At 34.5% G+C, this 13106-nt stretch carries 8 protein-coding genes; 2 read left to right on the top strand and 6 right to left on the bottom strand.

Annotated elements, in window-relative coordinates:
* Positions 1-3 precede the first annotated feature (3 nt).
* The gene (locus FEE42_RS02545) at positions 4-1107 is read left to right on the top strand and encodes a Gfo/Idh/MocA family protein (RefSeq protein ID WP_059366374.1); all 1104 of its coding nucleotides are present in this window, start codon (positions 4-6) and stop codon (positions 1105-1107) included.
* 299 nt (positions 1108-1406) lie between these two features.
* Here the strand turns inward: FEE42_RS02545 and FEE42_RS02540 are convergent, their stop codons facing one another.
* The 4 genes from FEE42_RS02540 to FEE42_RS02525 form a co-directional block, all read right to left on the bottom strand.
* Positions 1407-2543, bottom strand: a complete 1137-nt coding sequence (locus FEE42_RS02540; RefSeq protein ID WP_059366373.1) for an IS1595 family transposase — start codon at positions 2541-2543, stop codon at positions 1407-1409.
* Positions 2544-2857: 314 nt separating this feature from the next.
* Positions 2858-4360 carry a hypothetical protein gene (locus FEE42_RS02535; protein ID WP_059366372.1) on the bottom strand — a complete coding sequence of 501 codons (1503 nt, stop codon included), beginning with the start codon at positions 4358-4360 and terminating at the stop codon, positions 2858-2860.
* Between the two features lie 2 nt (positions 4361-4362).
* A complete protein-coding gene (locus FEE42_RS02530) occupies positions 4363-6540 on the bottom strand; it encodes an HsdM family class I SAM-dependent methyltransferase (RefSeq protein WP_059366371.1) in 2178 nt (725 codons plus the stop codon).
* A gap of 196 nt (positions 6541-6736) precedes the next feature.
* On the bottom strand, positions 6737-7072 hold the full coding sequence (locus FEE42_RS02525) for a helix-turn-helix domain-containing protein (protein ID WP_018356035.1): 336 nt from the start codon (positions 7070-7072) through the stop codon (positions 6737-6739).
* 106 nt (positions 7073-7178) lie between these two features.
* Here FEE42_RS02525 and FEE42_RS02520 point away from each other — a divergent pair, with 106 nt between their 5' ends.
* Positions 7179-8195: an IS1595 family transposase gene (locus FEE42_RS02520; RefSeq protein ID WP_059366369.1), complete on the top strand. Its 1017-nt coding sequence runs from the start codon at positions 7179-7181 to the stop codon at positions 8193-8195.
* A gap of 180 nt (positions 8196-8375) precedes the next feature.
* Here the strand turns inward: FEE42_RS02520 and FEE42_RS02515 are convergent, their stop codons facing one another.
* A complete protein-coding gene (locus tag FEE42_RS02515; RefSeq protein ID WP_059366368.1) occupies positions 8376-9500 on the bottom strand; it encodes an IS1595 family transposase in 1125 nt (374 codons plus the stop codon).
* Between the two features lie 983 nt (positions 9501-10483).
* The gene (locus tag FEE42_RS02510) at positions 10484-13099 is read right to left on the bottom strand and encodes a DEAD/DEAH box helicase (RefSeq protein ID WP_135968614.1); all 2616 of its coding nucleotides are present in this window, start codon (positions 13097-13099) and stop codon (positions 10484-10486) included.
* Between the last annotated feature and the right edge of the window lie 7 nt (positions 13100-13106).

The following is a 13106-nucleotide window of genomic DNA, read 5'->3' as shown; positions in this document are numbered from 1 at the left end:
AATATGATTAATTATGGTGTAGTCGGTGTCGGTTATTTTGGTGCGGAGCTTGCCCGTTTTATGAATGATTTAGAGGATGCGCAAATTACGGTTGTGTATGATCCTGAAAACGGAAAAACTATTGCAGAAGAGCTACAATGTGACGCTGCCGATTCACTCGAAGCATTGGTTACTTCACCTAAAGTCGATTGCGTGATTGTCGCCACCCCGAACTATTTACATAAAGAACCGGTTTTGTTAGCGGCAAAAAATAAAAAGCATGTTTTTTGTGAAAAACCGATTGCGTTAAGTTACCAAGATTGTGATGAAATGGTGCGTGCGTGTGAAGAAAACGGGGTGAAATTTATGGCGGGTCATGTTATGAATTTCTTTAATGGCGTTCGTCATGCCAAAGAACTCATTAACCAAGGTGTCATTGGTAAGGTGCTTTATTGTCATACGGCACGCAATGGTTGGGAAGAAGAGCAACCTACGATTTCTTGGAAAAAAATCCGTGAAAAATCCGGCGGGCATTTATATCACCATATTCATGAGCTTGATTGTGTTCAATTTCTTATGGGGGGAATGCCAAAAACCGTTACCATGGCTGCGGCAAATGTCGCACACAAAGGGGAAAAATTTGGCGATGAAGACGATATGATTTTCGTCACTATGGAATATGAAGACAACCGTTTCGCTGTATTGGAATGGGGCTCGGCTTTTCGTTGGGGAGAGCACTATGTGCTAATTCAAGGTGAAAAAGGGGCGATTAAAATTGATATGTATAATACCAAAGGCACATTGCGTGTAGATGGCAAAGAAAGTTATTTCCTTGTTCATGAAAGCCAAGAAGAAGATGATGATCGTACCCGTATTTACAACAGTACCGAAATGGATGGGGCGATTCAATATGGTAAACCGGGTAAACGTACACCGATGTGGTTAAGTTCAATTATGAAAAAAGAAATGCAATACTTGAATGATATTATGCACGGTATGAAGCCTACGGCGGAATTTGAAAAGCTCTTGACCGGCGAAGCGGCACGAGCGGCTATTGCTACCGCAGATGCGTGTACGCGTTCACGTTATGAACATCGCAAAGTCGCATTATCAGAAATTATAGGTTAGCTATATTCGCTATAAGAAAAAGTGCGGTCAAAAATATAAATAAATTTCGGCATTATGTAGCAGTTGCACAAAGTCCGAAAATTGACTAAAACCACACTTCAAATTAAATGCCTTTCCGAGATGATCTTGCGAAAGGCATTTATTTTTCCTGAAATTTTACTAACAACATCATCATTTTTCACGCAAATTTTCCATTTTCCGCTGATTTAGGCGTAACAAGTCCGCTCGACCGTGATTTAGGTAAGCTAGTTATACCGTTCTATTTAAATCTGATGAAATATATCTAAGTCAGTTGCAAGTTACGCAGCCAACAGTATTTCATCGTACTTCATTTGCTCTTCTAGTCGCTTGAAGTAGTTTTGTGAAATTTCTTCAGGCGCAAAGGCTTTCATTCCAATTAACTCGCCTTGTCGGTGATTCCCTTGCCAGTAACCGACCCATTCTTTGAGGGGTAATACCCATAGACAGCGTTGAAGTACATCAGAAAATAAGTCTCCGTTCGATTTTCTACGATTATCTGACATAAATGCCGCTTGATTGGCGTAATGCAGGGCGTATTTATTATCGGTTTTGTGATGTACGCCACGATGTAAATCACGAAAACGAGCGTTAAAGGATTCCGCAAGATTGTTATTTATGCCTTTGGCACTAAAGGCTTCTTGATGATTGACCGACCAGCGTGTGTAATGAAAGTCAAGGTTGTTATAGGCTGGGTTTTCATCGCACATAATATCGCTGCCAGCGGTGACAAAGCGTTGATTCAAGGCAAACACCGTATCAGCGTTTTCGGTGTAATCTATTGCAACAATGGTGCGGTTTGAACCCCACATTTGTTCATCATTGGCGGAACGTTGATTCAAGCTGATAATACAGCGTTTAGTCGGTCTAAATTTGGGAAATTTCCGTCCTTTTTCGTCCGCTTGTTGGCGTTGTTTATAGTTGTTTTTACGGTAGTTAGGCTTGCGTAGCGTGAAGTTAATCCACGCACCATCTTCGTGAATTTCGCCTTGCATCTGGCGTAAATCACGGGTTTTAAACAGGGTTTCACGCAGCTTATGACATAGCACGAAAGCCGTTTTGTAATTAGTGTTGAGGTGGCGGCTAATATCAATAGCGCTAATGCCTTTTGAGCTATTTACCATCAGCAAAGTAGCGGCAATAATATCGACCAACGGGAGCTTGTGAAAAGCGAAAATCGTGTTGGTGGTAACATAGAAATGACGTTGGCAATGCTTGCAGCACCAACGTTTGCGAGATTCAAGAAAATAGGCGTGGTGGCGAATGCCGCAATGCGGGCAACAAACATCGCGAATGTTATCAGGATTGCCCCAGCGTTTTGATTTGAGCAGATGAAAGGCTTCGCTTTCGGTTAAACGGAAAATGTCTTTTAGAGCGATATTTTTTGATTTACTTGCCAATAAATGATGTTGAGCCATTGTGAATTTCCTTGTGTAGTACAAGGCATTCGAGAGTTTGCTAAACGCTAGACATAAAAAATTGCCCACTTGAAAATTCAAGTCGGCTCAAAGCGTTTATGCCTCGAATACCGTACTGTCACAAGAAAACTTGTGAGCTAAACTCCTAGATAAACTCATTGCGACATTCGCCACATAATGTGCGAGATGCTCAATTTTTGCGGTTTATCTATCTTCCCCATTTGAAGGAAAGCTAAAGACAAAATAATAAGTTTATTAGCTTAATGGGAAGGTAATAAAGATAAGTTATATTTCCTTTTTAATAAGTAGCCCAATCATCTTATATTAAATCTAATTTTGATAGGATTATCGTTTATAATATTTTCGATAGTTTGATCTAATATGCTTTGTAATATTTTAGCTGTTTTATCTAATTCATAGATACCTGCTTGATTATTAAATTCATCATCTAATTTAAGAAAATTATCCAGAGTGGTTCTTTCTACATCATAATTGATGGGGTTATGATATAGTTTAGCTATTTCTTCTTGTTTTTCTGTTGGGAAATTTGGGAAAGGAATCATACTCCAGTATTTTTGAGCTAAACTTCCACCATTACCACCAACGGCATAAAGATCAATTATTCCTTTGCTTCTAAAGTAATCTAAGATACATTTTACGAATATTGCTTTATTAGCATTATGCTCTTCTTGTTGTATTGTAATGCCATGAATATTTGTAATAACCTTATCCTGTTCTTCAATAATTACTATGGATCGTCCTTTTTCAAATCCTTCAGCCCCAAAAATTAGATCTCCTTTTTTGAGGGTTTTCAAAGAATTTGGATTGCCCAAATATTCTATACTATCAACGGTTCCATATTTTGAGATAAATTTAGGTAATATCAAAGTATAGAAATTGTCATATCTATTTTTGCTATAAATACTATTTCCTATATTTGACACTTGCAAATTCTGTCCGCGAGAAAGCGAGAATCCAAATTCGTGAATGGTTTTATAACCATTTATATAATTTTCTATTGTAAAAACTATATTCTTAAACTTTTTACGATAAATGTTAGTATCTAATCTACATATATTTTCAACTTCTTTTATCGTTGGCAGATTATAAGAAAATACAGCATCACCTTGATTATCTAATAACTCTTTTTCAATTAACGATAAAATAGTTTGATGACGTTCTTTAATCAAACGTTGTTTATTCACAATTGCTTGAGTTAAATTTTCTACAAATTTAATTACATTATCCACATTATCATTAGGTATAGGAATTTTACAATCCAAAAATAATGTTTTAGCGTGGCGAATTGTTGCACCTTTGGGTACAATAAAATCCAGCTGTTCACGAAAAATAGAATGTTTCATCATTGCAAGCAAATAATATTTATGCTTATTGACAGGTAGTTTATATAATGCTCCTGATAGCATATAATTGGGGTAATCTTTATCCAAAATGACAATTTCACCAATATTGCTATCTTTGGAAATAATTAGATCCCCAGCCTTTAAATTCATTTCCACAAAACTACTTGGCATAATAGGTAATGCAGTTTCGGAACTGATTTCCGGCAAGTAAGAATGCTCCTGCAAGGCTTTGGTGCGTAAAAAATAATGGCTAGATTGACTTATATAATTCGCAGAGCCAACTTCCTCGCCCAAATCTCCGCGAGTTAAATCACGAGCTAAAAAATCTCTCACTAATTTACAGTTTTGATTGGTAATTTCAAATCTTTTATGTTGTGATGATGATAAGCTAAAGCTATTTTCTACAATATCATTGTAGCTAATTATTTTAGGAGTATGAATATAATTGCTCATAATTATTTCTCCTTAATAAACATATCTTGCAATACCTGTTCTTGCGATACACACCACTGTTTAAAATCAGTAATTGTTTGGGTAAAATCTTCATCTAACATTGGATTACCGCCATTATCAATCTGTACTTCAAAAGTTTTATAATCAATCTTGTAAGTTGGTACAAACTGTTTGACACGTTTATTAGTTTTAACTTCATAACCCACTTTTTGAATATCTTTAGCAAATACTTGATAATTTTGCTCTTTTAGTTTGTCTAATTCATCAGCTGTTGGTTTATATGCAACAATAATAGATGTATTTACCCCTGTTTCAGCAAATACATTAGCGGGCAAATCAAAAATTGCCACAATCCGCATCTTATCCATTAACCATTGACGAGCGATTTTATGGCTATCAATACTGGCAATAGAATTAGATAGTACAATTCCCATTCTGCCACCTTCTTTTAAAATACGATAGGCGTTCTCAAGAAAAATGACTCCTAAGTCAATTTTTGTAGCTTGCTTTTTAGATGATTTCTTTTTACCACCAGTATCACTATTGTTGTCACCTTTATTAGAATACAAATTCCATAATTCATAACATTCAATTACAGCTTTATCTGTATCATTATCCTTTTTGGGGGTAAAAGCACGATCTTCTCCAAAAGGCGGATTAGTTAATACTACATCAAATTTTTTTAATTTTTTTTCATCTGGGCGGTTATCCCAATTTCCATTTTTGTTCATAGATGGTATTAACTCTAAGATACCTCCCTCATTATCAAATTTGGATAATAATGAGCCATACCCTGATTTCGCTTCTATTTTGGCATTTCCATCACCATTTAGTAGCATATTTAAAGTAGCAAGCATCACCATTTGTTCATCAATATCCATACCAAAAATATTGCCGTCATCTAGCTTACTATTTGAATTGACATAAGACACAGATAAAAAATCTGCGATACCAACTGTTGGGTCAATGACGGTTTCACCATTTCTAGGGTTGACAACCTTAACCAAGAAATCAATTAGTGGTAAAGGGGTAACAAATTGAGCATTATTTTCTTTAGAAAATGGTGTGGCAAACTTATAAAAAACAAGTTGATAAAGGTCTGTTTTATGTGAACGTACAAATGAATAATTTTGAAATTGACTAATAACTTCAATCAAAACTTTAACGTGATTTTCATTTTTACTATTAAAAACATTGTTTTTTAAAATTCGAGTATATGCACCAGATGCATCACCTCTTAACTGATTTATCCGTTCAATAAGTTTTTGTACATTTTCATCGGCTAGTGACTCATATTTCTTTTCACTAGGGGTAATATAAAAATCAAGATAACGGTTGTTATTCTTTTCATTTCGTTTTTCATCAAAGATCTTTAATGATAAAATTTGAATTAAAATTTCAAATCCGCGCTGATTAGTTAAACCTACTTTATCCATTGTACGCAAGATGTTACTCATTACATCATTGATTTGCGTTGAATGAACGCCCGAAATAATATCCAAATCAAAAATAGTACGGCTCGATAAGTCTTTTTCTTTTAAGTTTTCAATATCTAACAAATATTGAAAGCTAGGAATGTTTAAATAAGGATCAGTTAAATGCAAGCAAAGTTCTTTAGTTTTGCTATCTTCACCTTTTGTATTATATTCATCACTAAAACGTAATAATTTATTATTTTGTTTTTTAAATAAGTACAATCTACCAGTGTCATATAAAATACCTAAACAGAATTTTCGATCACTTTCTCGTAAATAGGCTTTTAATTGCTTATCCCACACTTCAGGAATATTTTTCTTATCTTCTTTCTTAAATTCTATGACAACAATTAAGTGTTCTCTTAACCATTCTAAACTGTCTATATCACCATTCTGGTGGTAGTTTTTATAATGTTCAAACCACTTCTTATCATCAAAAATTGCTCCATCAATTTTTATTGGTGCAGATGATTTATTTCCTTTTGGGAAATGAACTTCTGTTCCAATATAGTCTTTTGGAACAAGCCCAGAATTTACTAATGAATATAAAAATTGCCATTTGTAAAATTCTTCATTAGTTGATCCATCTTTCTTCTTAAAAATAGTCTTTTTATTATATGTCAAATGGACAGGAAGAAAGCAATCATACTCAATTGTATTAATGTTTTCTTGATCAAATTTAGCTTTAAATTCAGAAAAATTCATTTTAAACCTCCAAATTGTCTTGAAGATTTAAAATAAAATGCAATACTAGGCTTGTAGGCTTGTAGGCTTGTAGGCTTGTAGGCTTGTAGGCTTGTAGGCTTGTAGGCTTGTAGGCTTGTAGGCTTGTAGGCTTGTAGGCTTGTAGGCTTGTAGGGACATTTTTTGTTCCTTATTGAGTTAATGTCAAGTTAAATATTTATTGTTTATTGGAAATTTCTTTGAAAGAAATTGAGAAAGCATCTTTTAAGTTTTCAGGCATAGTGCGATAGTCAGCAATCAATTTTTCTTCTTGTGCCGAAATTTTACTTTCTTGTGTTGCTGCTTGAAACATTGCTCCATTTCCTGTAAGCAACCAAGTTATACTGATTTCAAGCCCATTATGAATTTTCACTAAGGCATCTACATTCGGATCACGCCCTTCATTTAAGTAATTCATAGCAGAACGATACGAAATACCAGTAACATTAGAAAACTCTGTAACGCTCATATTTTTAGCATCTAAAACCTGTTTTAAACGTTCTGATATGCACATTGTTTCACATTCCTATTGAAAAAAGTGAACGATTATGATACATTATACACAATTAATATGAATAATGTTTCATATTTTAGTTTAATCAAGGTGTGATCTCAATACTATGGCACAACATTTTCTCCTCTCCAGCAAGGCTCGTACAATTTCTTCTCGTGAAGTGGCTCAACTTTCCGATGAAGAAGCCTTTAGCTTGCTTTGCGAATTGCGTTGGGGAAGTAAAGAAGTGGTTGTTTGTCCGAAATGTGGTGTACAGCACAAGGCTTATTGGATTGGAACGCGTAAACAATGGAGATGTAAACATTGTCATCATACTTTTAGTGTGACATCTGGAACTATCTTTGCAAATCGCAAATTGTCATTTCAAATCTATCTCTATGCCATTGTCGAATGGATAAATGCCGTAAAAGGTATTTCTTCACTTCAACTTGCAAGAAATACGGGAATTAATCCGAGAACGGCATTTGTACTTTCTCATAAATTCCGTAAAGCGCTATTGGAAAGCCGTGATATGAAACCACTTTCAGGCATAGTCGATATGGACGGTACTTATGTGCATTCTGCGCCACGCAAAGCGAATAAGAAATCTGACCGCATTGACTATCGTTTAAAGGAAAATCAAAATCCTAATAAACGTTGTGTGATGGTTGCTCGTGAACATTACTCACGAGAAGAAAAAACATCAAATGTGTTGCATTGTGGTGCAAAACGTTCGCACGTTTTCGTGGCTCATACTGAATCGCAATCGGTCGTAAAAAGTTTTGCTGACAAATTCATTAAGCCTAATACACGAATCAATACCGATGAAAGCACGGCTTACGATGTTCTATTACCTTACTATGACTTGAGAACAGTAAATCATAAGGAAGAATATCGCAGTGATTTCGGTGTGACAAATAATCAGGCGGAAAGTTTATTCAGTCGCTTTAAACGTATGTATTACGGACAAATCCATAAAATCAGCAATGAATACTTACTAAACTATGCGAATGAAATTGCATATCGTGAGGATAATAGACGTGCCTCAAACAAAGCACAGTTCATTGATGTCTTGAGTCGGTGTTTGAAAACGACCAACGATAACAATGAATCGGTATTATGTAGCAGTTGCACAAAGTCCTAATATTGACTAAATCGCAAACTATGTGAATGCCTTTCGGAAATGAAAGGCATTGCTTTTGGTGCAAATTCTACCGAAAATCCCTTAAATTATCATGCCATTTTTGTCTTTTTCTGTGAATAAGGCGAGTCAAATCAACCTAACCTTATAGAAGTTAAGCTGGTTTTTGGCATTTTATATCATTTAATACGTTGTGAGTGCCATCATCTCCTTGAGATGTTTAAAATAGGTTTGAGAAACCTCTTGAGAACTAAATGCCGCCATACCAATTAGCTCTTGTGTGCGATGATTGCCTTGCCAATAGCCTACCCATTCTTTTAACGGAAGTACATATAAACAACGTTTTAGCATATCGTGGAATAACTCGCCGTTCGATTTACGGCGATTATCAGACAGATAAGCGGCTTGATTGGCATAGTGTAAGGCGTATTTATTATTGCACTTGTGATGTATGCCTCGATGTAAATCACGGAATCGGGCGTTAAAGGATTCAGCGAGATTATTATTGATACCATATTTACTGTAACATTCTTGATGATTGACCGCCCATCTTGTGTAATGAAAATCTAATCCGTGATAGGCGGGATTTTCATCACAGAAAATATCACTCCCTTGTTTCACAAATCGGTGGTTGAGTGCCAATACCGTGTCTGCACTTTCGTTGTAATCCATTGCCACAATGGTTCGGTTGGAACCCCACAGAGTTTCATTATAAGAAGCTCGTTGATTTAAGCTAATAATGCAACGTTTGGTAAGGCGGAATTTGGGGAATTTTCGCTTTCGTTTATCGGCTTTTTGTTGCTGTGTATAGGTGTTTTTACGAAAATTTGTTTTTCTCAAGGTGTAATTAATCCAAGCGCCATCTTCGTGAATTTCGCCTTGTAGCGGTGTGAAATCACGCGTTTTAAACAACGCTTCACGGAGCTTATGGCAAAGGACAAAAGCAGTTTTGTAGTTGATATTCAAATGGCGACTCAGTGTTATCGCTGAAATCCCTTTCACACTGTTGATAAAAAGGGCAATAGCAGCCAATAAATCTACTAAAGGCAATTTATGAAAGGCAAATACTGTATTAGTGGTAAGATAGAAATATCGTTGGCAATATTTGCATAACCAACGTTGGCGAGAAGGTAGAAAATAAGCGTGGTGGCGAGTATGGCAATGGGGACAACAGACATCATTAAGGCTATCGGGATTACCCCAGCGGTAGCCTTTTAACAAACGAAAAGCCTCTGTGTCAGACAAACGGAAAATGTGTTTCAAGGAGAGAGTGCGAGAGGCAGACGAGAGTAAATAATGCTGGGGCATAAAAAATCCTTTCACGGGCGATAAACCGTGAAAGGCGTTTAAAGGGAACTATGCCCAGATGGATGTATTGTACGTTTTTTAGGCTTTTGTCAAGTAAAACTTACATTGAGCGATAGGTTCTATTTTCTAATTCAGTTAGGATAAAATCCTTTCGTTTTTCAAATGCCTTTCTTTTTTGTTTTGATAAGAGTGAGGTTTGATAAACAGTTGCTTTCATATTGAGCAAATACTGTTTTTCTTTTTCGTTTCTTAAGCTTTCAATTCTTCCGATAATATCAGAAAAGCCCCACAAAATGCCAAACGAGTAGAAAATAGACCAGACAATAGTTGCCAACCTAATGGTAGATAAAGAGAGCTTGTGACAAAGATAACATTTGACATGAAGAAGTAAGACATCCTGAAATGGATAGTTTTTTCTACCAAATAGCTTGAGGCTAAAACAGATAAGGTTAAAAGGAGAAAGTCTGACATTGCTTTGAAATCAAAAAAGTTAATATATTGATCATTATCGTTTAATTTGGGTGTTAATTACAACAGCAGTAGTTTGGTTCTAGTCACTTTTTTAGAGATATTGTGTCGCTTTTAACTGAAAACGAGAAGGGTAAAAGTAAGCTTTGTAAGTAATTTTACAAATCAGACATTCAACGGTATAGAAACAATGAGAATTTCCTCAACAAATATTTTTCAAAAAGATGGGAGTTTCAGCATAGATAAATCACGGATCTCAGAAAAAGGGAAATTGCGATATGCAAAGAGTAAAAGTGGAGATGTTTTTTGCTTCTTTTTCATTTATTCGTTCTATATATAATTAACCTCTGGATTATTGCTTTACGCCGAATAAGTCCAGTTTCTCTTGTTAAATTAGTTGAACAAATTAAATATAAAAAAACAAACGAGAAGATTTGCTCAAAAATAGAAACATTGTAGAATAAATTTTGAACAATTTGTAAGAAAAAATAGCGAGCTGGCACTCGCTAAGGCTTCTAAAGATAAGATATTGTTTCAATTAGTTCATCTAGTGATCTAGCTCCTTCCATAGGTTTAGTGATAAACACCATAAAGTATCTAAATTTATGAGGTAAACCAAGTTGGTTTGCAAGAGACTCCCACTTTTTTCCTAACTCTAATTTATTTTTAGATTCATGATTGGCTAATTGCTCTCCTTTTACTTCAACTAAGATCAAGGTGTTTTTCTTAGTTAAAATCAGGAAATCAGGATAATGATTAATAAATCCATTTATTTTAAAACTATATGCTTTTCTTTTATCATCAATCCGATGCCACCAAACGATATTATCTAAACTAATAACACGAGAAATTACATTGAATTCATAATTATTCATACCCGACTCTCTCTCATATAAGCTACGACTTAATGAATCAGCAAAGTTTTGTGGTGTAATTTCTATTGGGAGTTGATATTCGGCTTTAATTTGAAAACGTTCCTGATCAACCCATTTTAAAAATTCTTCTTTAGAGAAATCTTCTTGTAATTGTCTAATTTTCTTTTTGATCTTATCAAAAAATGGTGAAGGTTTAATTAAACAGCTTTCCATATCAGTAAGGCTCATTTGTTCAATGATTTTTCTAAAGTAAACTCGAATTTCAGAATCTGCAATAGGAAAAAAGGCATTCTTTCCAGCAAAAGTTAGTAAACTAGTTACAAGATTTTCTTTTTTTTGTTCTAACGAATAATTTCTAAATAATTTTAACAACTGTTCGGATTTTTCTTTGTTTAACGGTGAGAATTTAGCATTCTGTTCATTTTCAACATCAATACTATATAATTCTGGATCTAAATCTGAAAAAGAAATATTTGTATCACACTTATTTAACTCAAAATGTGTTAGTAGGTTATTTTTATCAAATACGACTTCATCCTGAAAAAGTCCTGAAATTATTTCAAAAAACTGTGGTATATATATTTTTCTAACTGTTTCAATAAATTCTTGATTAATCTTCGCAATGTTCATATTTTCACTTAATTCTTTAGGAATGGAGGAGCGACTATTTTCTATCTCCAAATTAAAGTTCGTACTTTGTGTTATGACTTCTTTTGTAAAATCACTAGATGTAGTACCAAGATTAATTTTGTTAATATTTTGATTTTTTAATCTATTTTTATTAAAATCAAACTCTTCCTTTTCTGTTATATCTTCTTTAAAATCTGAATCTAGCTGCAATTCAAGAGGCTTATTATCTGAAACTGGCTTTATAGATTCTTCATTCTTGATTATAGTGGAATTAATTGCACGATAGTCCTTTGGACTAAAACCTGCCAAAGTTAAACCTTCTACAATATTACCTAATACTGTTCTAAATTGAGCTGAAGCAGTGAATATATAGCTCATATTAAGCAATGGATTACTAAATAGTTTCGCATTTGGCTGGCGTAAAATACGCCCTACAATTTGAGTCACATCAATTTCAGAGTGTTTATTTGCTAGGTTAGCTAGAATATATGCAAACGAGCAATCCCAACCTTCTTTTAAAGCATTTACCGTAATTATAAAACGAACAGGACAATCAGAAGAAAATAGATTCATATTTTTTAATTCATCTATTTCTGCTGTTTTAATCTTAATTTGTTCTGCTGGAATTTGTAATTCTTCTACTAAGGTTTGTTTTACTTTTTCAAAAGTCGTATTATCTCCTTTAGTTTTAGCTTCTGCTTGAAATAATACAATAGGTCGAACATAAGGTTCGCCATTTTCAAAGGCTTGTTTGGCTACTTTCTCCAAATAATGTTGGAAAGTAACTGCGGAAATCAACACATCTTCTTTGTTTGCCTGATTAGAAGCATTAACAGGCAACTTAACCATATTTTCTTTCTTTAAAGAAAGTGAACTTACATAAGAAATAATATTACTATTCTTTCTTGGTGTTGCAGTCAAATCTAAAATAAATTTCGCATTCAGATTACTCAGCATTTCTAATGATAAATCAGATGTTGCATTATGGCTTTCATCAACAATCACTACAGGCTCAAGACTACGAATCACGTTAATTAGCGAAGTATCATCACTCTCTGGTAGCGCTGTTGTTTTAGTATCAAAAGAAGCTAAATAACCATTTTCACGATAAATCAAACGCCCTTCTTTATTTCTTGTTCTAAATGCGTCAAAAGTCATTATCACAATAGAAATACCGCTTTTTACCGTGTCAGCGTCAAATCCTCGCCCAAGCAGGACATCATCTTTTTCATACACATTGACTCGTCCATTGAATAATACATTCAATTTTTGGCGATAAGGATGTTCGGGATTTTGTAAATTTGTTAATGTTTGTTCTAAAATTGCAGTGGAAGGTACAAGCCAAACAGTAAAACGAGGTTTTCTTTCTCCGTGATATTCCACTGCATCATAAATAGAACGTAAAGCATTGACCGCAATGAAGGTTTTTCCTCCAGCCGTAGGCACTTTCACGCAAACGTGCGGTGTATTTGAAATTTTTTCTATATAATTTTGGTTAGACACACCTTTTTTTACCCAATAACTAGCAAAGGATTGATTTAACTTCTTACTGCCATATTTATTTAATTCTTCCAGATAATCATTAAGATCGAGGATTACTTTTTCTTGATAACTATTTAATTCCATTCTTCTT

Origin of the sequence: Rodentibacter caecimuris (assembly GCF_010587025.1) — a bacterium.
Classification (GTDB): Bacteria; Pseudomonadota; Gammaproteobacteria; order Enterobacterales; family Pasteurellaceae; genus Rodentibacter; species Rodentibacter caecimuris.
Note: the sequence above shows the minus strand (reverse complement) of the source record. Positions and strands in the feature narration are given on the sequence as shown.